This is a genomic window from Klebsiella sp. H-Nf2 (assembly GCF_002806645.1).
Classification (GTDB): Bacteria; Pseudomonadota; Gammaproteobacteria; order Enterobacterales; family Enterobacteriaceae; genus Klebsiella; species Klebsiella variicola.
Genome location: NZ_PIBL01000011.1, coordinates 145,255 through 171,557, shown reverse-complemented (window position 1 = coordinate 171,557; position 26,303 = coordinate 145,255). Strand labels below are relative to the sequence as shown.

The following is a 26,303-nucleotide window of genomic DNA, read 5'->3' as shown; positions in this document are numbered from 1 at the left end:
ACCATGAATAAAGAGAAGAAGCCAGGCCGGATAAAAAGCGCCGTTCGCCGGTGGCTCGGCGTACCCATCTCCCTTACCGACGGTGAATTCTGGGCTGCTTATGCTGGTGGGCAGTCCGCAGCAGGGAAATCCGTTACGGTTGATAAAGCCCTGCAGTTATCGGCAGTGTGGTCATGTGTAAGGCTGTTATCCGAAACCATCGCGACGTTGCCTGTTGGTTTTTACGAAAAAACGGCTGACGGTCGCCAGAATGCAAATGATCACCCGCTTTATGAGCTCCTCCATAATCAACCCAATGCTGATATGACTGCAGTGGAGTTCTGGGAAATGATCATGGCCAGCCTGCTTTTGTGGGGGAATGCTTATGCAGAAATCGATCGAACCGGAAAGCGTATTACCTCGCTGGTGCCTCTCAGGCCAGAAAGGATGAAGGTTGATTTAAGCAAGAGCGGAGATCCAATTTATACCTACCGTGACTGGCCTTCAGGTACATCCCGAAACATTGATGAACGGGACATCATGCACATTCGTGCGTTCAGCACCAATGGTGTCATGGGCCTGTCACCTGTCAGTTATGCCCGACAGACACTTGGTCTGGCAATGGCAACAGATGAAGCCAGCGCCAAAGTTTTTAAAAACGGTATGCGGCCCAGCGGCGTTCTCTCAATGGATCAGATCCTGAAAAAAGAGCAGCGCAATGAAGTACGTGAAAGCATGGTTGAACAATTTTCTGGATCCATGAATACCGGGAAAATGATGGTTCTTGAAGCGGGAATGAAGTTTCAGCCTGTTGACCTCAACCCGGAAGACGCCCAGATGCTGCAGTCCAGAGCCTTCAATATCGAAGAGATTTGTCGGTGGTTCAGAGTATGGCCGGGGTTGATTGGACATACCGCCCAGGGGCAGACGATGTGGGGAAGTGGCGTCGAACAGATGCTGATTGGCTTTTTAACGTTTTCACTTCGTCCATGGCTGACCCGTATTGAGCAGGCGATTCGTAAAAGTCTCCTGGCTCCGGGAGAAAGAAATAAGTACTTCGCAGAGTTTTCCATCGAAGGTCTCTTACGTGCTGACAGCGCCGCCCGTGCAGCTTTTTACTCAACGATGACCCAGAACGGTCTGATGACCCGCAATGAAGCACGGCAAAAAGAAAACCTTCAGCCAAAACCTGGCGCTGACCAACTAACCGTTCAATCCAACCTGCTGCCGATAGATCAGCTTGGCAAGTCCGGCGACAGTGAATCGGCCAAAAACGCATTGCGGGAATGGCTTGGCATTAAATCAGAGGAGACGCCGGAATGTACCGGAAAAACGCAGCCATGAAAGTAAAGGCATTCGACTTCGACATTAAGGCCGTCAACGATGACGGCCTTTTTTCTGGATACGGTTCTGTCTTCGATGTGGTGGATAGCTACAACGAAGTCGTGGCGCCGGGTGCTTTCCTCGAAAGCATCGAGGAAACACGGGCGAAGGGGAGAACGTTCCCGGTTCTCTGGCAGCATCGCACCGGCGAACCCATCGGGAACTGGGACATCTCGACCCTGAAAGAAGATAAACATGGGCTTTTTGGTGAAGGGGCTCTGTGGCTTGAAGACGCGGCCTACGCGAAAACCGCCTGGCGGGGCATGAAAACCCGTGCCATTACCGGCCTTTCCATTGGCTATTACGTCCGTGAGTCAAATTACGATGAGAAAACCCGGATCCGCACCTTAACGAAGCTCGACCTGGTTGAAATCTCCATTGTTACCGTGCCGGCCAATGATGATGCGCGTATTGACGTCATTAAGTCGAAGCTGTCACACGGTGATCTTCCTTCCTTACCTGAATTTGAGAAGTTCCTGCGAGAGGCAGGTTTCTCGAAAAGTCAGTCCGCCGCGGTCGCCTCCCGCGGACTGTCCTATCTGCTTGACCGGAGTGAGTCCGGGGGCGAAGACGGCGAAACCAAAGCGGCTATTGCGGCGATGCGCCAGCAACTGAGCCAGTTTTCTCTCCCAAAAATTCTCTAAGGGATTTATATGTACCAGAAAAAATCGGCTGACGATCAGCCACAAAGTATTGGCGAAATCTCCTCCCAGCTCACCATGGTGATTGATCAGGTCAAAAACTTCGGCGAAGACGTGAAGAGAAAAATGGAGGCAGGAGAAACCGTTTCGCTGGAACTGAAACAAAGAACGGACGAAAGCCTTAATCAGATGAACGAGCTGAAAGAACGCCTCACTGAGCTGGAGCAAAAAGGTGCACGCCGCCCGAACGATGCACCTGCACAGCGAAAATCGCTCGGTGAGCTGGTGGTCGAAAGTGAAGAGTTCAAAGGCATGGACAGTTCGGCCCGTAAGAGCATCCGCGTCAAGCTGGAACAGAAAGATATTATGAACGTGCCGGCGACTACGGGCACTGGCGTGAGCGCAACAAACAGTCTGGTTGTATCCGATCGTGTTCAGGGCATTATCGCCCCGCCGGAACGCACTCTGACCATCCGTAACCTGCTGATCCCCGGCAATACCGCATCTAACGGTATTGAATTCGTTCAGGAAACGGGGTTTACCAATAATGCTGCAGCTGTGGCGGAAGGTGCTCTGAAGCCCAAATCAGACATTAAGTTTGAGCTGAAAAGTGCGCCGGTACGTACCATTGCGCATTATTTTAAAGCGTCCCGTCAGATCCTGGACGATGCGCCCGGTCTGGCCAGTTATATCGATGGCCGTGCTCAGTATGGTCTTCGCTTTAAAGAGGAGCAGCAGTTGCTGAGCGGCGATGGCACCGGCGCGAATATCCTCGGTATTCTGCCGCAGGCAACAGAATTCGCTCCAGCCCTAACCCTGTCCAATGCCACGCCGATCGACCGTCTTCGCCTGGCTGTTCTGCAGGCCGTTCTTGCGGAATATCCGGCGTCTGGTTTTGTCCTGAACCCGATTGACTGGGCAGGCATCGAGCTGACCAAAGATAACGAAGGTCGCTATATCATCGCGCAGCCGGTCAATGGTGGTGTTCCACGTATCTGGGGTCTTCCTGTTGTGGAAACTCAGGCTATGGCGCAGAACAACTTCCTGACTGGAGCCTTCAACATGGCTGCGCAAATCTTCGATCGCATGGATATCGAAGTGCTGCTCTCCACTGAGAACGAAGATGACTTTATTAAAAATATGGTCACCATTCGTGCGGAAGAGCGTATGGCATTAGCAGTTTATCGTCCGGAAGCATTTGTCACCGGTAATGTAACCGCTTCTGGCGGCTGACAATTCAGGGCCGCTTAGCGGCCCTCTCTTTCTGAGGAGATAGTGATGGCCAGAAAAAATGTGGCTGAACCGTCTGTATCCGACGGCATAAATGCGGCGCCAGAACCCACTGAGTCCGGGACTATTCAGGTTCAGCCTGTCCGGCGTTTTATGGATGGCGACATTTTCAGGACGCCAGCCGATGATCCTTTTAACGTTTCTCGCTTACGTGCTGCTGAGCTCAAAGGTAACGGGCTGGTGACCATAGTTGGTGAAGTCCCTGATAACAAAATGAACCGCGCTCCCGAAACCAAAGGGTAATGGTTATGACGGTAATCAACACTGAAACAGCCATGGAACATCTCAGGCTGGATGATGAAATCGATAAAACGATGGTGGAGGGGTATCTTGCCGCTGCGGAGGATGCTGCCATGCAGTTTCTCAACCGACGCTTTTTCGCTGACCAGGCTGCTCTGGAAAGTGCTGTTGAGAATGAAAGCGCTGGCGATCGTCCTCTTATCATCACGCCCTCCATTCAGAGCGCGGTTCTTCTTATCGTGGGCTGGTTGTATGAAAACCGCGGGGATGATCTGAGTCCTGATATTCCAGGACCCGCACGCTGGTTGCTGAATCCCTATCGCATAGATATGGGTGTTTAGTCGGGGGAATGATGAAAATTGGACCGATGCGGCATCGGATCACTATCCGTAATTTTATCACTACGCGCACACCGTCCGGCCAGCCAACAGAAGAGTGGTCTGACGGTGCCACTATCTGGGCAGAGGTTAAGGGAATCAGTGGACGAGAGAACCTGACTGCAGGAGCAGAAAGGGCGGATGCTACCGTTCGTGTCTGGGTCCGATGCCGCAAAGATATTTCGGCATCATCGCGGCTTCTTGTCCTGAACGGCCCCTACAAGGGGGTGACATTGAATGTCACCGGGCCTCCGGTGCCAGATAGCAAAGGTACCCGGCTGGAAATTCTCTGCAAACAGGGGACCGAAAAATGATTGATGTGAATCTGGATTTTTCCGGTTTGCAGGATATCGCCCGAGACCTGCAAACCCTCAGCAAAGCCGAAAACAATAAAGTCCTCCGGGATTCGACCCGCGCCGGGGCTGAAGTTCTCCGGCAGGAAGTGATTGATCGTGCTCCCGAACAGACCGGTAAGCTGAAGAAAAACGTCGTTGTCGTCACCCAGAAAAGCCGCCGCCGTGGGGAAATCGCATCCGGGGTGCATATTCGTGGCGTTAACGCGCGAACGGGGAACAGCGACAACACCATGAAGGCAAGCAACACTCGGAATGCTTTCTACTGGCGCTTCGTGGAGCTGGGAACATCTACGGCGCCAGCACATCCGTTTGTTCGTCCTGCCTTTGATACCCGCATGGAAGAGGCTGCGCAGGTGGCGATGCAGCGGATGAATCAGGCTATTGATGAGGTGCTGGCTAAATGACAGAAGATGATCTCTATGACCTGCTGTCGCCGCTGGCAGACGGGCGGGTTTATCCGTATGTGGTATCGCTGGGCAGCGACGGCCTTCCCGATGTTCCCGCGCCTTACATCATTTTCTCGATACCGACTGATGTTGCCGGGGATGTTTTCTGCGGCCAGGCAGAGTCGACGCTGCGCATCCAGGTTGATGTATGGGCTGAAACGAATGACGAAGCCAGAGCGTTACGCCTGGATGCCCTGGCTCGCCTGCAGGTGCTTTCACCTGTCGAGGTGACAAAAATTCCTGGCTACGACACGACAACCCATCTTCATCGGGCAACCCTCGAAATAACGGTTATTGCCTGACAAAAACCAATCCAACCCGACCGCCGCTGGCGGTTTTTTCATTTATGGAGGCTGCGATGTCAGCACTATTTGAACGTGCCCAAAAAACGGTAGTAATGATTACCTCTGTGCCGGTCACCGCGGCAGAGCTGGATACCGCAACCTGGTTAAGCCTGAGTTGCACCATCAAACAGGCCAGCTTTACCGCTGGTCAAAAAAACGATATTGACGTCACTACGCTTTGCTCTGATGAAACGGAAAATATCAACGGGCTCCCGGCACCATCAGAGGTGTCCCTCTCAGGTAACTTCTACCGCAACCTGGCGCAGGATGCGCTTCGTAAAGCGTACGATAACGACGGCATTTATGGATTTAAGGTCATTTTCCCGTCTGGTAATGGGTTCATGTGGCGCGCTGAGGTTCGTCAGCACACCTGGGATTCTCAAACCAACGGTGTTGTTGCTGCAACGTTCTCCCTGCGCCTGAAAGGCAAGCCAGGCAATATTGATGCCCCGGGTGCCCTGTCTTTTGCTACAGACCTTCCGGCGTCCCAAACCGTCGCGGCAGGAAGCGCCCTGACTATGGGCGTGGTCGTGCAGGGCGGTACAGCACCTTATGCCTACGTCTGGAAAAAGGGCACCTCGACGGTCAGCGGCCAGACCAGCGCAACGTTTACAAAAGCCAGCGCTGTATCCGGTGATGCCGGGGTTTATTCATGCGTGGTTACCGATGCCGATGGCACCGTTATCACCTCTGCTGACCACACTGTCACCATCAGTTAATGGAGCGCCGGGTAACCGGCGATAAACTTAATGTCAAAACCAAATCTTAAAGCGCTGGCGCTGGCCCCGATGGCGGGATTTCGTAAAAAAGAAGTCACCGTTCCGGAGTGGGATAACGCCAAAGTCATCATTCGTGAGCCATCAGCGGAAGCCTGGATCCGCTGGCAGGGCATTGCCAGCCCGGAACCACCCAAGCCACCGGAAGGGCAGGAGCCCCAGGAGGCACCAGAGCTGACCCCTTCAGAACGGGCCTTCCGCACGATGCGGGCCGACGTCACGCTTTTCATCGATATTTTGCTGGATACCGACCTGCAGCCCGTCTTTACTGTCGATGACACCGAACAGGTTGAAGCGATCTATGGCCCTGTGCATTCCCGGCTGTTGAAGCAGGCACTTGATCTCATTCGTGACGCGGATGATGCTAAAGCAAAGTAAAAATGCCTGGCATGCAGTTCCTGATGGCGCTGGCGCTCCGGATGGGCCGCACGCTGGGCGAACTGCGACAAACCATGACGGTTGGCGAATTCAGGATGTGGGCTGAATACGACCGTATCAGCCCAATCGGCGATATTCGCGGCGATATCCTTAATGCGCAGCTGGTTTCAGCGATGTACGGGGCGCAGGGCGGCAAAGTCACGATTGAAGATGCTCAGATTCAGTGGAGCGCAGAAGAGGGCGAGGCAAGCGACGGCGGCGATCCCTTTGCAGGGCTGGAGGCTGCTCTGTTGGCTGCGTCAGCATAGACAGTAATAATTCGCGTGGATGCCACTCATAACAGGTGTTATGTTGTTTTTTTTGACACACGGAGTGCTTTAAATGACTACTACTGGCTGGATATTATTATTTGTTTTTGCTCGCCTTATTGATCTTGTTATCTGGTATTTCCTGAACAGAGGAAGCGTAAGAGCTAATGATCAGCTCGCTATGCTTAAAGAAATCTCTGAAAAGCAAAGTGCTCAAATTGATCTTCTGATTACACTTGCTCATAGAAAAGAGGAACCAGAAAAAGATTATCTGGAAGAAGCAAGGAAAAAAGCTGGTTTAATTTAATAATATTGAAATCATAAAAAAGCCCCACAATGTGGGTTTTTTTGTTTCTGAGGAAATGAAATGGCAACCCTGCGTGAACTTATCATTAAAGTTTCTGCTAACTCTCAGTCATTCCAGACCGAGATAGCCCGCGCGTCACGTATGGGGGCTGATTATTATAAGACAATGCAGAATGGCGGCAGGCAGGCTACGGCTTCAGTTCGGGAAACTCGCCGTTCTGTTGCTGAGCTAACTGACCAGATGGAGTCAGCAAAGGCTACCGCACTGGGATTAACCGGGGCATTTGCTGGTGCTTTTGCTACGGGGCATTTAATATCTCTGGCTGATGAATGGAATTCAGTAAACGCCCGCCTAAAACAGGCATCTCAATCAACTGATGATTTTACCAGCTCTCAAAAACAGCTGATGGATATCAGTCAGAAAACGGGCACGTCTTTTTCTGACAACGCTAATTTATTTTCCCGTTCAGCAGCCTCAATGCGGGAATATGGTTACAGCTCCAGCCAGGTGCTGGATATTACTGAGGCTATTTCTACTGGTTTAAAACTTTCTGGCGCGAATGCTCAGGAGTCCAGTTCGGTCATCACTCAATTTAGCCAGGCTCTGGCGCAGGGCGTGCTGAGGGGCGAAGAATTCAACGCCGTCAACGAGAGCGGCGACAGGGTTATACGGGCGCTTGCTGCAGGTATGGGAGTTGCGCGAAAAGACCTAAAATCTATGGCGGATCAGGGGCAGTTAACCATTGATAAAGTAGTGCCAGCCCTCATCAGCCAGCTTGGTAAGCTCCGGAATGAATATGGTGAGTTGCCGCAGACCGTTTCATCGTCGGCAACTAAAGTTGAAAACGCTTTTATGCAATGGGTCGGTGGAGCTAATGAAGCGAGTGGCGCCACAAATACCCTGACCGGATTACTTGATGGCGTAGCCAACAATATTGATCAAGTCGCCACTGCTGCCGGAGCGCTTGTTGCCGTTGGCGCAGCCCGCTATTTGGGTAATCTGGCTCTTGGTGCCAGCTCTGCGACGGCTGGGATTATTAATGCCGCAAAAAGTGAAGTAGCTTTAGCTGAAGCCCAGGTCAGAGGGACGCAGGTTTCGACAGCTCGCGCGCGTGCTGCAGTTTATCGTGCCCAGCAGGCTCTGGCAGCGGCGCGGGGTACAGATGCGCAGGCCGCCGCAGAAAAACGGCTCTCACTGGCGCAGGAGTCACTTAACCGTAATATTCAGGCCAGAGTATCCGCTCAGACTGCACTGAACTCGGTTACTGCTGTAAGTTCCCGGCTCATGGGTGGGGCATTAGGCCTCGTTGGTGGTATTCCAGGGCTGGTTTTGCTTGGTGCCGGTGCCTGGTACACGATGTACCAGAATCAGGAGCAGGCCAGATTATCCGCTCAGGAATATGCAAATACCATTGATGCAGTCCGTGAAAAGACAAAATCAATGTCCCTGCCCGAAGTTTCTGATAATGAGACCAAAACCCGTCAGGCGCTGGAGGAGCAAAACCGTCTTGTTGATGCACAGGCATCAAAAGTAAAAAGCCTGAAGGAAGAGATCGCGGGCTATCAGTATGTCCTGTCTAACCCCGGACCAACAACCAGTGGCGGTTTCATGATAAACCACCTGACCTCGGTCGAAGCGGTCACCCGTGGTCTGGAAGATGCGACTTCCGCTCTGGCCGTTGAACAGGAGAGGTTAGCTCAGATGCAGGCTAAGTCTGAGTCGATCCAGTCGGTACTGGAGGGGATAGAGAACAGGCGAATAGCATTAATCCGGCAGCAGGCTGCAGAACAGAATTCAGCTTATCAATCGTTAATAATGATGAACGGTGAGCATACGGAATTTAACCGTCTTCTGGGTCTCGGAAATAATCTCCTCATGGCCCGGCAGGGGCTGGTAAACGCACCAGTACGCTTACCACAGGTAGACCTGACAACCCAGCAAACGGCTGCACTTGAAAAAAGCCGTCGTGATCTGGCGCTTTCAAAACTCAAAGGTGAGGACAAAGAGCGCGCACGACTGGGTTATGCTGCGGATGACCTGGGGTTAACTAACGAGCCACAGTTTCAGACCGGACGGCAGGAGTTGATTAATAACGGCCTGAATGAATGGAGAAACAACCAGGAAAATAAACCCAAGCCAAAAGGAAGGCATGGGAAAACCGAGGCGGAGAAAACCGAAGATACCTATACCCGGCTGATTAAACAGCAACGGGAGCAAATTGCTCTTTCCAGCCAAAACACTGAACTGGCAAAGATGAAATATCAGGTTACTCAGGGGGAATTATCTTCGCTTGAAAAATCCAAAAAGGAAACGTTGCTGCACAATGCGGCGCTTATTGATCAGAAAAATATCGCTGAACAGTTAAAAACATTCCGCGAAGGTCTGGCCGACAGTAATGCTGCCGCCCGGGAAAGGGGTAATATCGATTTCCTCGGCGCAGGACAGGGGGATAAAGCCCGTGACCGAATGAAGGAAATGGCGGATATTCGCGCTGATTTTCTCAGGCAGCAGCGTGACTTACAGCGTGATTTCAGTCGTGGGCAGATTTCCGAAGACCTGTATAAAAAGCAAACAGAAGCGCTTAAAACAGCGCTTGCCGAACGCCTGGATATTCAGGAGGAGTATTACAAAAAAACCGATGAACAGCAGTCAGACTGGCTGGCAGGGATCAGCGATTCCCTGATGAACTATGCCGATCAGGCTTCTGATCTGAGTTCAATGGCTGCCACTGCAACCAGCGAAATTCTGGATGCCACCACTAACTCTATCTCCAACAACCTGACAAACGTCCTGACAGGCGCTGCTTCTTTTAAAGATGGGATGTCGAATATTTTCTCCTCCCTGGGCGAAACGGTGATTAAGACGCTGATCCAGATGGCAACACAGGCATTAATCACCAAAGCGATTATGGCGTCATTCGGCGGCGGAGCGGGTGGGTTGTTCGGTAGTCTTTTTGGTGGAGCAAGTGGAGCTGCAAGTAGTGGAACTGCGCTGCAAAGCTTCGGATCGTCTTTTGCCTTTAATGCCCTCGGTGGCGTCTACGATTCTCCGTCACTTTCTGCATACAGCGGCGGCGTTTACAGCACTCCGCAGTATTTTGCCTTTGCGAAAGGGGCGGGTGTGTTCGGCGAGGCCGGTCCGGAAGCAATTATGCCGCTGACCCGTGGCGCTGATGGTTCGCTGGGGGTTAAAGCTGTAGGGCGGGAATCGCCGGCGGTACAGAACGCTGCGAGGCAGCAGCAGGAAAGACAACTTCTTTCAACTGGTGACATCAACGTCAATTACCACCTCACTGGTAAACCGGATGATGTGATGATGCAGACATTGGATGTCCACGGCCGCCGCCTGGCTAAACAGATAAAATCTGAACTGACGAGCGACGTAAACAATCCTCAAAATGCCTTCGGTAGAGCACTTTACTCCAACCTTCAGCCCAAAAAACCACGATAACCTGCCCGGAGGGAATATTCATGGCAGATATTTTCTACCCGGATGAATACCTGCCCATGCCGCTTATGGACGGGTACGGGTTTAAGCCCATATCACCTTTACTGCGAACGGAGATGACGTCCGGTCGAGCAAGGCAAAGGCGGCGATACACCTCAACACCTACCCAGGCATCGGTTAAATGGATTTTTAAAACTGATGGGCTGGCGCAGGTATTTGAGGCTTTTTTCAGGGATGTGCTGAAAGATGGCCAGTCCTGGTTCTATCTGAAACTCCAGACCCCAATCGGGGTAAAGCCTTATAAAGCCAGGTTCGTGGATATTTACGAAGGGCCGACTCTGGTTGCGCCAAAATACTGGCAGTACAGCGCAACGCTGGAGTTATGGGAGCGTCCGTTACCGCCTGCAGGATGGGGGAATTACCCGGAATGGCTTGCTGGGCAGTCGTTACTGGATATTGCGCTAAATAAAGAGTGGCCTGAGCATGACAATTCTTGAGCAACTTTATGCAAGCAGCGGCTCTGAAGTCATTCACGACACGCTGCAGATCACGGCAGGTGATCAGAACTACTGGCTTACCCGTGGGTGGGACAATATTACTGTCTCGTTAGAAGACGGTCAGCAGGCAACGTTTGAAGGGTGTGCTATCGATATAGCATTGCCTGCCAGGAATGCCGACGGAACGCAAGATCTCAAATTTTCCATCAGTAATATCGACGGTGTCGTATCCGATGCGATTGACAGAATTCTGGACGAAATGAAATCGGCAACTCTGACTTTTCGACGGTACATCTCCTCTGATTTATCTGCACCGGCGGCATCGCCTTACACCCTTGATGTGAAATCCGGATCGTGGACGGCAACAGCGGTACAGGTTACTGCCGGATATATGAACATCCTTAAAACGGCCTGGCCGCGTAATCGTTATAACCTGGCTGAACATCCCGGTCTTCGTTATATGTCCTCCTGAGGTATTCATATGTTCAATTCTGATAAATACCTTTCGGTCAAATGGCTGAAGGGCGGGCGAATTTATCCGGAGCTCGACTGTTTCGGTATTATCAATGAAATCAGAGGTGATCTCTTTCTCCCGTTATGGCCGGATTTTTCCGGCGTGACGAAAGATGAGGGAGGGCTCGATCGTGAGGCCAGGAAGTTTATGAAATTCCTCACACGCTGCGAGCCTTGCGTCGGGGCCGGGGTAGCTTGTTACTCCGGATCAACCGTGACGCATGTTGGTATCGTAGTTTTGCTGGATGGCCAGTTGCAGGTTGCCGAATGTAATCCGGGAACCAACGTCACCTTTCTACCTCTTCCGCGATTTGTCCGTCGGTTTAACCGTGTGGAGTTCTGGCAATGACGATAAGAATTTACCCATCCCGACTCCCCGGAGAACCGCTTGAAACTCATGAACACGGAAATATTACGCTGCATCAATGGATGGTCAGAAATGTTCCTGGGTACAGCCAGGACAGATCGCACCCAGTTGCCGTTGAATTAAATGGTCGCCCACTACCTTCCGGTGAGTGGCCGCTTTGCCAGTTGAGCCCAGACAGTGATATCAGAATTTACCCTGTTCCTTATGGAACGGGGCTGGAAATTGCCGTCTGGGTATCTGTTGCGATTTCAGCTGCCAGCGCAGCCTACTCGTTGTTCTTCGGGCCGAAAGTCGATCTCGGTGGTTATTCATCGGGTAGCGGTCGTTCGCTGGAGCTAAACCCGGCAAAAGCTAACACCGCGAAACTTGGAGACCCGATACGTGAGGTGTTTGGTCGATGCCGCATCTATCCTGATTACCTGGTGCAGCCAGTTACACGTTTTGACCAGAATGATCCAACGCGAATGACGGTAGAAATGTTTCTCTGTGTCGGGCAGGGGAGGTTTTCGTTTACGGGAGGAGATAAACGGATAGGAGAAACTCCCGCAGCCTCGCTCGGTGATGGTTTCAGCGATAAGGTGTACCAGCCAGGAGAGGACGTATCTTCTGATCCGCGAAGCGAGAACTGGTTCAACTCGACAGAAGTCGGTGGAACATCAAGCGGAACAGGGCTGGACATGGCTCAGACCTCACCTGATTCCGACGATATTATCGCTGACAGCATGACGGTTTCTGGTGCATCCGTAACCTTTACAGGTCTTGATACGGATGATGGTGACAATGACGACGAGGATGATAATTCTCTCCCGGACAGCTGGGTTACGGGGGCCATTGTCGAAATTAAGGCACCGACAAATTATCTGATCTCCACCTCTTCTGGTTACAGTGTCTTTGCCAGCTCGTTGCTTACAGAACTTGCTCCGGTAGCGGGTATTCCGGTGACGCTGAGTTTCAACAGTGTCGATTATGACCTCGTCATTGCATCCTATACCCCGGGTCAGGACGCGGTGCCTGGCGAGGGTGGCAGCGCGGCAAAAATTCAGGCCAGTGCGGCTCCCGTCACCTACGATTTTTCGATCAGCTCCAGTACGTTCATGATCACATGGCAGGGCACCACCTATACGGTGTCGCTGGTAGCGAACTACATCTCGATGTCGGGATTGCTGGCAGCCATCACCGAGGGGCTCACTGGCTCCGGTCTGGTCGCGCGAGACAACGGCGGTACCATACTGATAGCCGAGGCGGCCAGTCCTTACGTGGGTGGGGAAATCACATCCTCCTCGCTGCCAGCAGCCGTGTTCGGTGATGCCCCGGTTTACACCTCCGGCACGGCATCAACCGGCGGCAGCCCGGCGGTAACAGCAAACGTGACGCTTGCGTATAACAGCACTACGGGAACGGCTTTCTCCGGCATGCCTGAAGGGGTGCAACGGCTTTCACTTGCTCACCGCGGCAACGAATACCAGATCGTCTCGTCCGACGGCACAACGGCGACAGTGGCGCGCCTGGTTTCCGGTGCCGTTGATGAGTCATGGCCGGGATTCATCGCAAGGACGATGATCGACTATGAGGCCACCGGCCTCAATGACACGCTGAGCTGGCTCGGGCCGTTCCTGGCCTGCCCTGAAAATGAAGTGGTGGATGCGTTTGAAGTGAATTTCTCTTTCCCGAACGGTATCTGTGGCTTTGACAGCAAAGGGAAAAAGCGAATACGCCATGTTGAGTGGGAAATTCAGTATCGCGTCTACGGTTCCGGCTCGGGGTGGGTGAGTCACCAGGGCGAGTACGCGCTGAGAAATATCAACGGGTTAGGTTTCACTGAGCGGATTACTCTCAGTTCACCGGGACTGGTAGAGGTTCGCTGCCGTCGGCGCAATGAGCAGGGCAGTAATAACGCGCGCGACAATATGTACTGGCAGGCTTTGAGAGGGAGGCTTCTTGCTAGACCGGTATCCTACTCAGGCATAACAACCTGGGCAATTACCGTTGAAACCGGGGGGAAGCTGGCGGCACAGTCTGACAGGCGCGTCAGCGTGGTCGCTACCCGTGAATATGACGGTGGAGGTAACAGAACCATAAGCGGTGCATTCCGTCATGTGGCAAATAGCCTTGGATTTAATGCTAATCAGATTGACACTTCTGCAATAAATGCTCTTGAAACTGCCTGGTGGACACCAAGGGGAGAATATTTTGACTATGAGGCAAGCAGCGACAGTTCTTCTGCGAAAGATATTTTCGACAAAATCACCGAAGCAGGCATGAGCTATTTTTTGCTATCAGATGGGCTCTTATCTGCCGGGCGCGAAGGTATCAAAACCTGGACCGGGATCATCACTCCACAGGATACGGTAGAGGAAATGCAGACATCATTCAGGGCCCCTTCTGATGATGATTATAATGGTGTTGACGTCACATATATTAATCCGGTTACCTGGGCGGAAGAAATCGTCCAGTGCCGAACGACTGATAATCCTGTACCACGCAAAGTAGAGTCGTACTCACTGGGTATTGTAATGACTGCAGATCGTGCTTACCGGATAGGGATGCGCAGGCTCATGAAGTATTTGCATCAGCGCAGGACCTTTGAATGTAAAACTGAGCTTCTTGGCTGGTGTTATCAGTTTGGTGATCACATCATACTTTCTGACGATATCCCGACCGGGAAAACTCGCAGCTGTTTAATTGACGCGATGATGTATGACTCGCAGGAAATCACGCTGCATGTTACCGAGCCTCTGGACTGGAGCTATACGAATCCGCGGTGCTGGATACAGTTTCAGGATTCCGGTGCCTCGCGGTTACTCACACCGTCGAGGATCGACGACTATACCCTCACAGTACCGTATAACGAAGATCTTCACCCGGAAGACTGGACAATGGATGATCCGGATGTTGAATTACCGCGCTTGTTGTTTTGTGACAGCGAGAAGGGGGCGCGGCACGGTATCGTTCAGGAAATTGTCCCGTCTGATGACTGCACTTGCCAGGTCACAGCCCCGGAATATAAAGAAATTTTTTACGCATACGACGACACTACATACCCTGGCGACGTAGCTTAGCAATTTCAAAAAAAATCAATTCACCCGCTTCGGCGGGTTTTTTCATTTTTGGAGCACAATGTATGGCCAACATCGAAAAACTTGGCTCGTCATCACCAGAGGTATTGCTTAAGAATGCAACTAACCTCGATAAGTTAGTCAATGGCCGGGAATCGGAATCATTACCTGATCGCTTTGGCGTACTGCGCAAAACCTGGCACGGCATGGAGATGATCTTCAGCCGCTTTATAGACTACATCACTGGTCGCGGCGAGCAGGCAGTTGCAGCTATCGGCTGGCAGGAGCTTGGCAACTGGGCTGTTGGTCTGGCTGTAGATAATCGCCAGCAAATCGTCTACTACAATGGCTCCTGGTACAAATACCTTGGTGAGCTTGAGCACGTCATTGCCGGAGATTCTCCTGAGAACGATGGCGGTGTGTGGTCGGCTGCTAACCCCACGGGGAAATGGTCGAACATCGGTGACGCGGCTCTTCGCTCAAACCTGGGTTCAAGCGAAGGGTTCAGTTTGGTTGGAAAATGCCCCAACATTTCCACCCTCAGAGCCATCGAACCTTCCTATAACGGGCAGTCCATCATTCTGGAGCGGGCGGTCGCAGGGGCGGCCACCGTCAATGCCATTCTTACGCATGATCCGACAGACTCAACGTCACCGGACGATGGCATTTCAATTTTTGTAACGCCAGGTGGCGCCCGATGGAAAGCTGATATCAGTCAGGGGTACGATCTGAGACTGGCTGGTCTTCTCGTTGATGGTTCAAACTTTAGTCCTGTATTAAAAAAGGCCAGGGACGCAATCATTAATAAGGTCGTTGCCAATGGAAGGGTTAACAACGTAGCCAGCATCATTAAAATAGTGCCGACTAACTTTATCTGTGAATTTAAAATAACAGAGAAAGTAGACCTGCCCCCTTTTATCAGTTGCGGAACCATCGGCGGCCCATATTTTGAGGCTGGCGATTTTCTTGATGATTATAGCTTCAGGATTTCGAATCAGGATTTTCCTCAACTGACAAAGGCTATGTATCAGGTAGAAACAAGCTGGAGGGGTGCTACAAGCAAATACTGGAATCAGGCGGTTGGTAATAAGCCATTTTTTGCGATGGACGGGCAGAGGATGACACTGCGTGGACCTGGTTACGCACTGGATTCCGGCGGTAATCCGACGATTGAAACTGTGGGGGTCATCTTTGGTAATGATGTTCCGTGTGAGCTTGATGTGCGGAACCTAATGATTTGCGATATGAAAATCACAGGTTTTCATACCAACCATCGCTGGGGAACTTATTACACCTTCATGTGCGGCTTCAGGGATTGTTATTTCTCACGCTGCTGGAACGGCATGGAGGTGCCAGAAGCATTCTACAATTTCGGCGAAGATATGCGCTATGAAAACTGCACCTTCGGCAACATTGCGAATGATGCCTTCTGGATTAAGGGTGGAGGGGAGTTCACCCTGGAGGGAGTTAAAACAGATTTTGTTGGTCGGCATATGCTGCATATCGGACCGCTTTCCCCGGTTGAATTTAAGTATGTTTCAGGGCACATAGAAGGCATTCAGGGGCGGACTGTCTTCAAAGATGCCCCGCAAAGCTATTCGCAATCAACTGTTCTCATTGGCAAAGCTGTGAAGAGGGACGTAAGGAGAACGCTTGCTGGCCTGAGCGCTGAGTACTATGGCATCTATCAGGAATACGAGTGTCCGAGTTCGATTTACGGTCAGTCTCTGAAAGTCACCGACGAATCGCATACGTCTGGCCGGGCGGGGATCAAACCCAACACGCCTTACCCCACTCTGGCGGGGCCGCCGGGTAACACTGGCGTATATCTAAAAACTCCACGGGGAATCGATCTAAGGACGCCATTTCCCAACAGCTACAGCGATGCCTGCTCAAACAGGATAAACCGCGTTCTTGGGTTTACTGAGTTAAGTACGGGCGATGTTGGTAACGACCTGCTCTCTACCGATTACGCATGGGCTGCTCTAAAAACCGGCAATGCGAAATGCCGCTATGGAACGATGGCAGATGCTGACCCTGACGGCTATATGCCATTTATCATAGAACTTACAGACCCATCGGAGGTGGTACAGCTGTTCTGTACGAATGAAGCGAAAGCAGGTACCAGTCTTGAGTTGATTTGGGGTACTGCATCTATCCGCATTGCTGATGCCGTGGGGGATGTTATGGTTTCTTCGGTGATGGCGTGTTATCTGCGCAACAGCGTAAGGGTAACTCAGGACGCGGATACGAAGGTGTTTACAGCAACCAGCACCCCTATACGTCGAACCTTTTCTGAAAGTGCCAAAATAAACATGACAACTCAACGGCAGGGGATGCCGATTACCAGTGCCGATTATCAGGCCATGCTTCCTCAGGCGGCCAGCAATTACTGGCAGGGGAATGACTTCATTCAGGCGGGTTTAAAATTCACAGGTTTTACCGGGCGAATTTACGTTACCCGTCCGTACTGGTACTTACCGTAAGAGGTGATACATGCACTACTTCATTTATCCGTCGACGTCCAAAATCGCCGAGGGTGAGGCTGTTTTACTGGAAATAACCAGTAAGGAACGGGATGTTCAGTTATTTGCAGAGTTTGACTGCGAGGATATTCTGGACGTTGTTTTAACCGGGCAGGCTGAACTATTTAAAGCAGGCGTTGATACTTTCAGAACGGTTTTGACTTTCGTTGATTAAATGTGCATCCCGCCAGCTCATAACTGGCGGGATTCCCTGTTACCTGTCAATTCTGATGGTAAAGCTAAGGAGAATTGACGCTGCGAATAGCATCATTAAAGCAGCATAACCGTGAAAGTTACGTTCTACGTAAATTGTGAAAGCAGATAGCAATACCATCTTCATAAAACGAGAACCTTTATAGTCAAAGTAAATTTTCATCATTTAATCCTTATTATCCATGACCGCTGATAATCATCGGGATAAATGTTACCGGATACGCCGTGTAATTCGTGATGGTTATCGCCCCTCCTGACAACGGCTTGGTAACGTGTATAAGTCCATCTCCTGCAACTCCTGCTGCAAAAGAAAGGAGCGCAGGATTTCTGTTATCCACGACACCTATTCCGGGCAGTGATGAGTCAGCAAAGATCAAGCCGGCTGCAGCCGTACCATTTACGATGAATCTCAGCCAGAACAACGATGCGCCCATAACCTTTTCGTACGACAGTGTTGCGCCAGCCGCTATGGTCAGGCCGGTCGCCTCGCCGTCAGCTGAACCGAGACCAAACCCGGTGGTGTTTTTATTCACCAGGGTGCTGTTGGTACGTGTCTGGTTTGTCAGGCTGGTTATGTGGTTATTATCGGTATTGATTTTATTGTCGCGAACCTTCTGGTTTAGCGCCGCACGAATACCATATTGCCTGTATCCCCCGACGGTATTATCGACCACCACAGAGTCGGCTGTCGCAGTGGTGTTGATGAAAGCTCCATTCGGAATAGCCAGACTGGCGCTGTCAACTGGCTGACCGGTAAAGTCGCACGAAACAACTTTGCAGTTGGCCCCTCTCAGAATAATCGCATCGTCGGTTCCATCCCCGACGGCCGTTTTTTTAATGGCGCGCCATTTTACCAGGTATACCGAGACATCTTTTTCAGCATCGACTAATACCGGTCCGCAGTCATAGGTTGTTCCGCCGTGAATGGTGGCGTTTTTACCTTTGAAAATCAGTCCCGTACCATTCCCGAACAGGAATGTGAGCAGATTTTCGAAGACACAGCGAGCGGGAAAAATGCCAGACGCCCAGGGCTGAGGCGTGCTATTCGTCGTTTAAAGCCAGGTGATTCTCTTGTGGTCTGGAAGCTGGATCGCCTTGGGCGTAGTGTTCGTGACCTCATAACTCTGGTCTCAGAGCTGCAGGATAGAGGTATTCACTTTCGTAGTCTGACCGACAGCATTGATACCAGTACGCCAGCAGGCCGATTTTTCTTCCACGTCATGAGCGCGCTGGCTGAGATGGAGCGCGAGCTGATCGTCGAGCGTACCCGAGCCGGGTTAGCAGTTGCGAGGGAACAGGGGAGAGTTGGCGGTCGCCGCCGGGTAATGACTGAAGAAGTGGTGGAGCGGTGCCGCAGAATGCTGGAGAACGGCGCTACCCGGCAACAGATCGCAGATGTGATAGGGGTGGGGGTGAAGACGATCTACAAATACTTTCCTGCTGCCGTCCGCGATCAAGGATTCCTGCCCTTCCCGTGATATGTAACATTTGAGATAATAAGTACTTTCAGTTTTGAAAACAGTTTGGTTTGTTCGTGAACGGTAAGAAAACAATAAGTTTTGAACAATTTTTAACTATTAACAGCAATCTTGTTTCCATCTCAGATACATGGGCAGACTTGTGGGCGTTAATTTTTCACACAGGTTTAAGCGCTGGAAGGCTGCTGAGTATTCGATATGATGATATTGATGATGGCTTGATACTGATACGAAAACAGGGTCACCTGAAGGAGCTACGTGTTGAATCAACCCCTCCAGTAGAGGGAATCATTGCTCGTAGAAGAGAACGCTATCCAGAAGATGTTTTTTTATTTCAGAGCCATTCTAACCGTGTGAAGTACCAACGCCGGCCGGTCACTATAATTGCTTTCAACGCCGCTTTACGTCGCGCCGCTAGATCATTACCAGATGTTAACGTAAGCAGTAGTAGCGCGAGAAACATACCGGACTAAGCGCCTGTCCAGTAGCGTGTGGCCGATGTGACAGGCGTGGGAGTGAAGACGATTTACAAATATTTGCCAGTACAATACGGCGATAAAAAATCCCCTTGAGCAGGCACACTCAAGGGGAAATACTACATAACATCATTGCTGTGTGCGTCTTTGCGCTCATCTATCTTCCAAGAAGATGCCTAAAGCTTCCAGATATTTCTGGTCTGAGCAGTTAAAACATTGGATCGGCGGCCGATGTGATAGGAGGGGGTGAAGACGATTTATAAATATTTTCCAGCCGGTTAAGTTTGCTCACCTGCGAACCGTATGCAAGAGATCGCAGGTGAGCAATTTGCTATGAAGGCATTGCCATAGCTGAAAAATTTTAACCTCGCATTGTTCGCAAAACCATCAAACAGCTAAGGCCTGAAAACACTTTAAGACTTACCTTACTCGTTACATCAATGTGTTACGGCAATGACATAAATTGATAGTCAGAACCTATATTGATCTGTCGCTCTGTTAAAACTACTGTATATAAAAACAGTATTAATCTGAGCGAGTCAATTATGCAGTTTTACACGCCCGTTGAGTTACGTGAGATCATGCTGATCCCGTTGTACAGTGACCTTGTGCAATGTGGTTTTCCAAGCCCTGCACAGGATTACGTTGAGCAACGTATCGATCTGAACGAGTTGCTCGTTAACCACCCCAGTGCGACGTATTTTGTCAAAGCCGCGGGCGACAGTATGAAAGACGCTGGCATAGGGGAGGGTGATCTTCTGGTCGTGGATAGCTCAAGAACAGCAGTTCATGGCGATATCGTTATCGCTGCAGTGGATGGGGAATTCACCGTTAAGAAGCTGCAGCTGCATCCGCGGGTTCAGCTTAACCCAATGAACCCTGCATATTCGCCGATAGTCGTCGGTAGCGAGGATACTCTCGATGTGTTCGGGGTCGTAACTTACATCATCAAATCGGCTGGCTGAAATGTTTGCGCTTTGCGATGTGAACTCATTTTACGCATCGTGCGAGACCGTATTTCGTCCTGACCTGAAGGGGCGGCCGGTGGTCGTCCTGTCAAACAACGACGGCTGCGTGATCGCTCGTTCGCAAGAGGCGAAGCCCTTCGTCAAAATGGGTGAGCCTTATTTCAAGCAAAAGGACATGTTTCGCCGGCACGGTATTATCGCGTTTAGCAGCAACTATGAGCTTTATGCCGATATGTCCAACAGAGTGATGACAACGCTGGAGGAACTATCTCCACGCTGCGAAATTTACAGTATTGATGAGGCATTTTGCGATCTGACTGGTGTTCGTAACTGTCGAGATCTTACCGATTTTGGTCGGGAAATTCGCGAGACGGTTCTGCGCCGGACGCACCTCACGGTCGGCGTCGGCATAGCACAGACTAAAACCCTGGCTAAGCTGGCAAATCACGCAGCGAAACAGTGGCAGCGGCAGACCGGAGGCGTAGTTGATTTGTCGAATATGGAACGGCAGAGGAAGTTAATGGCGCTGTTGCCGGTTGATGAAGTATGGGGCGTTGGGCGCCGTATCAGTAAAAAACTGGAGTCTATGGGGATAGACACAGTGTTAAAACTTGCCGACACGGATATCCGTTTCATCAGGAAGCACTTTAATGTTGTGCTGGAAAGAACGGTGCGGGAGCTGCGCGGCGAGCCATGCCTTGGTCTTGAGGAATTCGCGCCGGTAAAGCAGGAAATCGTGTGCAGCCGTTCGTTCGGCGGCCGTATCACTGAATACTATGAGATGAGGCAGGCGATATGCAGCTACGCATCACGTGCAGCGGAGAAACTCCGTGGTGAGCACCAGTATTGCAGATTTATCTCCGCATTTGTCAAAACCAGCCCCTTTGCGCTGAACGAGCCGTACTATGGGAACAGCGCAACGGTAAAGCTGCTAACGCCGACCCAGGACAGCCGGGACATAATCACCGCTGCGACGAAATGTCTTGATGCAATCTGGCGAGATGGGCATCGTTACCAGAAAGCAGGGGTGATGCTGGGCGATTTCTACAGCCAGGGAGTGGCCCAGCTAAACCTGTTCGATGATAACGCTCCCCGGCAGAACAGCGAGAAATTGATGGAAGTTCTCGATCATCTCAATGCGAAAGACGGACGGGGAACTCTGTATTTTGCAGGGCAGGGGATCCAGACTGCCTGGCAGATGAAGAGGGAAATGCTATCACCACGTTATACAACCCGGTTTTCAGATCTACCAGTCGTCAGGTGATAGGAACAATTAGTTCTGCTCTTGGCCCGATCATCGTTGTTTCGAAAGAGACGCTTACGGTCGTAACTACTGATATCCGCTTACCATCTTTGAAAAAGCATGGTTTGCGGGCAATGGATAATTCTTAGTAGATAAGAGGAAAGAAAAAACCCGGCCACATGGACCGGGTTGTGAAAATTCTCATGGTTTAAATAGCTTCTTCTTCACGAATACGCTTGATAGCAGCGGATAGGCGTTTCTTGGAAGCGTCATCCCAATCTTGGGTTTTCTTACCAACAGGTGCACAAGGGGTAATGTTGCCATTAATCAGCATCTGCCGTACATCTGCAACTTCCTGTGCACTAATTGAAACGTGCTGAACGTGCGGATTTTTAGTATCCATAATAAGCCCCCTCATCAATAGAGCCTGGTTAACTTCTAAAATTGTGTGTACTGAAGCTTCGAGATCCGCCATACCACTCGCGAAGTCTACGAATCGTACTGAACCTCCAGTAAATGGATCGACATGCTTGGCTGCATCAATTGCTGTTCGGGCACAGTGGTTTGTCATCCAGTCTTGAGCTGCATGTCCGCCGCCAGAACCAGAAAACACTGCCTGCAATTCTTTAGTTTGAGAGCATGCAGCTGCAAGCATGTTGCCTTTGTCAAAAATCACTTCGTTAGTAGATTTCTTAACAATGTGTAAAACTACTGATTGTCCGGTTGGCAAAACGACAGGTGGCTCTTGATCTGATAAATCACCTGCCCACCATCTTTTCCACTGCTCAATGAGCAGTCCATCGCCGGCGAGTGTCATTACAAAATCATTGCGGTCAGCAATTTTGCCAAATCCAGTATCATCAATGTATAAGACGTGTCCTGGATAGCCACGAGTAGTCAAATCACATGACCACCGAGAATCACTCGCAATTAGTTTGTTTATGCGGTCATAAACTGTTGTTGTCATTATAGACGCCTGTTACCCGTCTGAGTTCAGAAACTTTACAGTAAAAGCACGTGATATCAAATCGATTAAACTTATCGGTTTAATGCTTTTTTAACGATTAGTACACTTGAGTATAGAAGGCTTTTGAAAAGTAAAGATGTTATTCACGTGTAGGGAAACTGCAAGTAGCATAAAAAATCGTATGATATTAATTCACATGGAAAATTCGTGGTTAATCATAACTCATGAATGCATCGATTTTGTATGATAAAAAGAGATTTCCCTAGTGTCGATAATAAGGGTTTCACCCCCATTTCACCCCATTAACTCCCCGTACGAAAAAAAGACGTAAAAAAACCAGCCTTAAGAGGCTGGTTTCTCTGGGATTTTTGGTCGGCACGAGAGGATTTGAACCTCCGACCCCCGACACCCCATGACGGTGCGCTACCAGGCTGCGCTACGTGCCGACGCGTGGGGAACAATATTACCCGTTCCCCGAGCGAATGCAAGCGGGTCACGCGCGATTGATTCATAATTAATCAATCAGTTAGCGATAAAGCGTTTTTCGTCAGTCAGGACCTGCAGCAACAGGCTGAGCTGCGGTTTCTGATCTTTAATTTTCTCGCCGTCGCGGCTCCAGGTGGTGTAGGTGCCGTTATGGTTGAGGACCACGGTGATAGTCGGGGTGGTAATGGCCAGCGTATCGCCGTTGGCCGCGGTGACCCAGTTACGACGCCGTACGGCGCTGAACAGATCTTCACCCTGCGAGTATTCATTGGCTGGCGTCGAAACGTGGAGCAGACGCTGCATCAGCGTGGTCATCACATCTTTGTTATCGGTCAGCGTGGCAATTTCCTGGGCCGGCGTGCCCGGCCAGTGAATAACCAGCGGTACCTGCAGCTGCTCGCGCGACCAGTCGAACGGGTCGTGTTTGACGTTAAGCGGCTTGCCGTGGCCAGCGGTGATAATCACCACCGTATTGTCGAGCTTACCGGCTGCACGTAGCGCGGTCAGCACCCGATCAATCTGGGCGTCGACGTCACCTGCCGCCTTGCTGTAACGGCGGACAAAGCCCTGTTGCTGCGTGTCGTCGAGGGTGGTGCCGTTGAGCGAGATCCACGAGAACCAGCGATTCTCATCCTGCGCGTAACGGTCCAGCCAGCCGATCCATTGATTGGCCGTCTGCTCGTCGCTCTGGGTCTTCGCGCTCGGTAGCGAGAAGTCGGAGAGCAGCGCCTGGCGATAGAGCGGGCTGCTAAACCCATCGGAGGAGAACAGGCCCAGCTGGTAGCCCTGCTGGTTGAGGGCGGTGATCAACGCGGCGGGAATACGCGCCGAGAGGACACCGTCCATATAGCCTGGTGAAATACCGTAGAACAGGCCAAACAGGCCGCTGTCGGCGGTATTACCCGAGCTCATATGCTGGGTAAAATTGACGTTCTCTTTGGCGAACGCCGCCAGCGCCGGCATGGTCTTTTCAAACCGCGAATAGTTCAGATTGTCGACGGTGATCAGCAGCACGTTGTAACCCGCGCCGAGGTCACGGTAACGCAGATTGCTGAGCGGATACTGGACCGATACCGCCTCCGGCGCCCCTTGTTCCACCAGGCGACGCTGATAATCCTGGGCGTCGAGCAGGCCATGTTTCTCGAGGAAACGGCGGGCGGTCATCGGATAGGAGAGCGGCAGATTCGCCCGCTGCATCGTGATCGGGCGATAGAAATTGGCATCCGCCCAGATATAGACCAGGTGGCTGCTGACGAACGACAGAAAGAAGAACCAGGCGACCGGGCGAGCGTAATGGCGGCGACGTGTCAGGCTGCGCAGTTTCTGCCAGCTCCAGGTGGCGAAGAGCATTTCAATCAAAAAGATGACCGGGACGCTGATAAACATCAGCTGCCAGTCGCGCGCCATCTCATTCTGGTCAGGGTTAATGACCAGCTCCCAGACGACCGGGTTTAAGTGAAGATGGAAGCGGGTGAAGACCTCGCTATCTATCAGCAGCAGCGTCATCCCGGCGGTGGCAAGGATCACCGACAGGAAGCGCATCAGGCGCTGCGAGACCACGATAAAGGTCAACGGGAATAGGATCAGCACATAGCTGGTAAACACCAGGAAGCTGAAGTGTCCGACGAGACTGACGTACGAAAAAAGTCGTCCGGCAAGCGTCGTCGGCCAGTCGGCGACAAAAAGATAGCGGCTGCCGAGCACCATGGCCAACAACATGTTGAACAGGGCGAACCAGTGCCCCCAGCTAACCATCTGGGAGACTTTTTCTCGGTAGGGCTGACGTAGAGTCACCATATACTGTTGCTGTTATCCTTAATGCGCCGGATCGTCGTTAATGGAAGACTGCAAAGCCTGCGCGAAAGAACGGGCGATGGCCTGACGCTGCGCCGGCGCGACGCTACTGTTGATCAGGTTGGTCACCATATTGCCTAACACCATCAGTGAAAGGTCAACCGGGGCTTTGTGTGATTCCAGGACGTTCGTCAGCTCACTGAGCAACTGTTCGACCTGTTGATCGCTATAGCGGGAAATTTGCGGCATAAACTCAAAATCTGTTTGTTCGTGAAAGGGCAACATATTACCGTAGCAGCAGCTTTTTTTCCGCATTTTTTCGCCGCGGCGCAAAAGCGCACCGATCGTCGGTAACAACGTCGAAATGTGTGGCGCCAGTTGCGTCGGCAACCCGGCGGTGGTTGAATACCGCCCGGTCTAAAAGGAGAGTTTAACATGAGTCTGGATATCGACCAGATTGCCCTGCATCAGTTAATCAAACGTGATGAACAAAATCTGGAGCTGGTGCTGCGCGAGTCACTGCTGGAGCCGAACGCGACGGTCGTCGAGATGATGGCTGAACTGCACCGGGTCTATAGCGCCAAAAGCAAAGCCTATGGCCTGTTCAATGAAGAGAGTGAACTGGCGCAGGCGCTGCGTCTGCAGCGTCAGGGGGAAGAAGAGTTTCTGGCGTTCAGCCGCGCGGCGACTGGTCGTCTGCGCGATGAACTGGCGAAATACCCGTTCGCTGAAGGGGGCATTGTCCTGTTCTGCCAGTATCGTTACCTGGCGGTCGAGTATCTGCTGGTGGCGGTGCTCAATAACCTGAGCAGTATGCGCGTCAACGAAGAGCTGGATATCCGCTCGACCCATTATCTGGATATTAACCATGCTGATATCGTCGCGCGCATCGATTTGACCGAGTGGGAAACCAACCCGGAATCGACCCGCTATCTGACCTTCCTGAAAGGGCGGGTAGGGCGCAAAGTGGCCGACTTCTTTATGGATTTCCTCGGCGCCAGCGAAGGGCTTAACGCCAAAGCGCAGAACCGCGGCCTGCTGCAGGCGGTGGACGACTTTGCCGCCGATGCCCAGCTTGATAAATCCGAGCGACAGAATGTGCGTCAGCAGGTCTACGCTTACTGCAATGAACAGCTGCAGGCCGGGGAAGAGATTGAGCTGGAGTCGCTGTCCAAAGAGCTCGCCGGCGTCAGTGAGAGGAGCTTCCAGGAGTTCACTGCCGAGCAGGGCTATGAGCTGGAAGAGAGCTTCCCGGCGGATCGCAGCACCTTACGTCAGCTGACCAAGTTTGCCGGCAGCGGCGGCGGATTGACCATTAACTTCGACGCCATGCTGTTAGGCGAGCGCGTGTTCTGGGATCCCGCCACCGATACCCTGACCATTAAGGGTACCCCGCCGAATCTGCGCGACCAGCTGCAGCGCCGGACGTCCGGCGGTAATTAAGTCCC

At 51.6% G+C, this 26,303-nt stretch carries 28 protein-coding genes and 1 tRNA gene; 24 read left to right on the top strand and 5 right to left on the bottom strand.

All coding sequences use genetic code 11. The annotated features are described in order from the left end of the window. Positions 1-3: 3 nt before the first annotated feature. From CWM58_RS22230 to CWM58_RS22140, 19 genes are all read left to right on the top strand, one after another. The gene (locus CWM58_RS22230) at positions 4-1,323 is read left to right on the top strand and encodes a phage portal protein (protein ID WP_032423087.1); all 1,320 of its coding nucleotides are present in this window, start codon (positions 4-6) and stop codon (positions 1,321-1,323) included. Beyond that, positions 1,299-2,006 carry an HK97 family phage prohead protease gene (locus CWM58_RS22225; protein WP_014838140.1) on the top strand — a complete coding sequence of 236 codons (708 nt, stop codon included), beginning with the start codon at positions 1,299-1,301 and terminating at the stop codon, positions 2,004-2,006. The genes CWM58_RS22230 and CWM58_RS22225 overlap by 25 nt, the downstream gene beginning before the upstream one ends. A gap of 9 nt (positions 2,007-2,015) precedes the next feature. Beyond that, complete coding sequence (locus tag CWM58_RS22220) at positions 2,016-3,236, top strand: phage major capsid protein (RefSeq protein ID WP_100681803.1); 1,221 nt, start codon at positions 2,016-2,018, stop codon at positions 3,234-3,236. A gap of 45 nt (positions 3,237-3,281) precedes the next feature. Next, on the top strand, positions 3,282-3,536 hold the full coding sequence (locus CWM58_RS22215) for a hypothetical protein (protein ID WP_064279096.1): 255 nt from the start codon (positions 3,282-3,284) through the stop codon (positions 3,534-3,536). A gap of 5 nt (positions 3,537-3,541) precedes the next feature. Continuing rightward, entirely contained in the window at positions 3,542-3,874 is a 333-nt protein-coding gene (locus tag CWM58_RS22210; RefSeq protein WP_100681816.1) for a head-tail connector protein, read from the top strand. 11 nt (positions 3,875-3,885) lie between these two features. After that, positions 3,886-4,224, top strand: a complete 339-nt coding sequence (locus CWM58_RS22205; RefSeq protein ID WP_100681815.1) for a phage head closure protein — start codon at positions 3,886-3,888, stop codon at positions 4,222-4,224. Next, a complete protein-coding gene (locus tag CWM58_RS22200; protein WP_100681802.1) occupies positions 4,221-4,670 on the top strand; it encodes an HK97-gp10 family putative phage morphogenesis protein in 450 nt (149 codons plus the stop codon). Before CWM58_RS22205 ends, CWM58_RS22200 begins: the two co-directional genes overlap by 4 nt. Beyond that, entirely contained in the window at positions 4,667-5,014 is a 348-nt protein-coding gene (locus CWM58_RS22195; RefSeq protein ID WP_042947699.1) for a DUF3168 domain-containing protein, read from the top strand. Before CWM58_RS22200 ends, CWM58_RS22195 begins: the two co-directional genes overlap by 4 nt. A gap of 56 nt (positions 5,015-5,070) precedes the next feature. Further along, positions 5,071-5,775 (top strand): immunoglobulin domain-containing protein, encoded by a 705-nt coding sequence (locus CWM58_RS22190; RefSeq protein WP_100681801.1) that lies wholly within the window; start codon positions 5,071-5,073, stop codon positions 5,773-5,775. Positions 5,776-5,805: 30 nt separating this feature from the next. Further along, entirely contained in the window at positions 5,806-6,210 is a 405-nt protein-coding gene (locus tag CWM58_RS22185; protein ID WP_100681800.1) for a phage tail assembly chaperone, read from the top strand. A 2-nt stretch (positions 6,211-6,212) separates the two neighbouring features. After that, on the top strand, positions 6,213-6,518 hold the full coding sequence (locus tag CWM58_RS22180) for a DUF4035 domain-containing protein (RefSeq protein WP_040213871.1): 306 nt from the start codon (positions 6,213-6,215) through the stop codon (positions 6,516-6,518). 73 nt (positions 6,519-6,591) lie between these two features. Then, positions 6,592-6,825 carry a YebO family protein gene (locus CWM58_RS22175; RefSeq protein WP_100681799.1) on the top strand — a complete coding sequence of 78 codons (234 nt, stop codon included), beginning with the start codon at positions 6,592-6,594 and terminating at the stop codon, positions 6,823-6,825. A 60-nt stretch (positions 6,826-6,885) separates the two neighbouring features. Further along, a complete protein-coding gene (locus tag CWM58_RS22170) occupies positions 6,886-10,275 on the top strand; it encodes a phage tail tape measure protein (RefSeq protein ID WP_100681798.1) in 3,390 nt (1,129 codons plus the stop codon). A 20-nt stretch (positions 10,276-10,295) separates the two neighbouring features. Further along, positions 10,296-10,769 (top strand): hypothetical protein, encoded by a 474-nt coding sequence (locus tag CWM58_RS22165; RefSeq protein WP_100681797.1) that lies wholly within the window; start codon positions 10,296-10,298, stop codon positions 10,767-10,769. Continuing rightward, positions 10,756-11,241, top strand: a complete 486-nt coding sequence (locus CWM58_RS22160; RefSeq protein WP_071010322.1) for a DUF1833 family protein — start codon at positions 10,756-10,758, stop codon at positions 11,239-11,241. The genes CWM58_RS22165 and CWM58_RS22160 overlap by 14 nt, the downstream gene beginning before the upstream one ends. Before the next feature lie 9 nt (positions 11,242-11,250). After that, the gene (locus tag CWM58_RS22155) at positions 11,251-11,631 is read left to right on the top strand and encodes a nitrite transporter (RefSeq protein WP_071010321.1); all 381 of its coding nucleotides are present in this window, start codon (positions 11,251-11,253) and stop codon (positions 11,629-11,631) included. Continuing rightward, entirely contained in the window at positions 11,628-14,708 is a 3,081-nt protein-coding gene (locus CWM58_RS22150; protein ID WP_100681796.1) for a host specificity factor TipJ family phage tail protein, read from the top strand. Before CWM58_RS22155 ends, CWM58_RS22150 begins: the two co-directional genes overlap by 4 nt. Before the next feature lie 62 nt (positions 14,709-14,770). Next, the gene (locus CWM58_RS29070) at positions 14,771-17,191 is read left to right on the top strand and encodes a hypothetical protein (protein WP_180977785.1); all 2,421 of its coding nucleotides are present in this window, start codon (positions 14,771-14,773) and stop codon (positions 17,189-17,191) included. Positions 17,192-17,201: 10 nt separating this feature from the next. Then, on the top strand, positions 17,202-17,405 hold the full coding sequence (locus CWM58_RS22140) for a hypothetical protein (protein WP_100681795.1): 204 nt from the start codon (positions 17,202-17,204) through the stop codon (positions 17,403-17,405). A gap of 214 nt (positions 17,406-17,619) precedes the next feature. Here CWM58_RS22140 and CWM58_RS22135 read toward each other — a convergent pair whose 3' ends face one another. After that, positions 17,620-18,117 (bottom strand): hypothetical protein, encoded by a 498-nt coding sequence (locus CWM58_RS22135; RefSeq protein WP_133122434.1) that lies wholly within the window; start codon positions 18,115-18,117, stop codon positions 17,620-17,622. A 246-nt stretch (positions 18,118-18,363) separates the two neighbouring features. On the opposite strand from CWM58_RS22135, the gene CWM58_RS22130 reads away from it, so the two are divergent. The 4 genes from CWM58_RS22130 (at position 18,364) to CWM58_RS22110 (ending at position 21,629) form a co-directional block, all read left to right on the top strand. Next, positions 18,364-18,921, top strand: a complete 558-nt coding sequence (locus CWM58_RS22130) for a recombinase family protein (RefSeq protein WP_264755273.1) — start codon at positions 18,364-18,366, stop codon at positions 18,919-18,921. Positions 18,922-18,971: 50 nt separating this feature from the next. Next, positions 18,972-19,394, top strand: coding sequence for a hypothetical protein (locus CWM58_RS22125; RefSeq protein WP_004892499.1), 423 nt, complete (start codon positions 18,972-18,974; stop codon positions 19,392-19,394). 548 nt (positions 19,395-19,942) lie between these two features. Continuing rightward, entirely contained in the window at positions 19,943-20,362 is a 420-nt protein-coding gene (locus CWM58_RS22115) for a translesion error-prone DNA polymerase V autoproteolytic subunit (protein ID WP_002901812.1), read from the top strand. Between the two features lies 1 nt (position 20,363). Continuing rightward, positions 20,364-21,629 (top strand): Y-family DNA polymerase, encoded by a 1,266-nt coding sequence (locus CWM58_RS22110; protein WP_080916537.1) that lies wholly within the window; start codon positions 20,364-20,366, stop codon positions 21,627-21,629. A gap of 187 nt (positions 21,630-21,816) precedes the next feature. Here CWM58_RS22110 and CWM58_RS22105 read toward each other — a convergent pair whose 3' ends face one another. From CWM58_RS22105 to CWM58_RS22090, 4 genes are all read right to left on the bottom strand, one after another. Then, positions 21,817-22,575, bottom strand: a complete 759-nt coding sequence (locus tag CWM58_RS22105) for a hypothetical protein (protein WP_094318513.1) — start codon at positions 22,573-22,575, stop codon at positions 21,817-21,819. Positions 22,576-22,944: 369 nt separating this feature from the next. Continuing rightward, positions 22,945-23,021 (bottom strand) — tRNA-Pro (locus CWM58_RS22100). Positions 23,022-23,097: 76 nt separating this feature from the next. Next, positions 23,098-24,858 carry an LPS biosynthesis-modulating metalloenzyme YejM gene (gene yejM / locus CWM58_RS22095; protein ID WP_061153836.1) on the bottom strand — a complete coding sequence of 587 codons (1,761 nt, stop codon included), beginning with the start codon at positions 24,856-24,858 and terminating at the stop codon, positions 23,098-23,100. An 18-nt stretch (positions 24,859-24,876) separates the two neighbouring features. Next, entirely contained in the window at positions 24,877-25,104 is a 228-nt protein-coding gene (locus CWM58_RS22090) for a YejL family protein (protein WP_004195346.1), read from the bottom strand. Between the two features lie 186 nt (positions 25,105-25,290). Between CWM58_RS22090 and yejK the strand changes: the two genes are divergently transcribed. Continuing rightward, positions 25,291-26,298: a nucleoid-associated protein YejK gene (gene yejK / locus CWM58_RS22080; RefSeq protein WP_074388020.1), complete on the top strand. Its 1,008-nt coding sequence runs from the start codon at positions 25,291-25,293 to the stop codon at positions 26,296-26,298. Positions 26,299-26,303 lie beyond the last annotated feature (5 nt).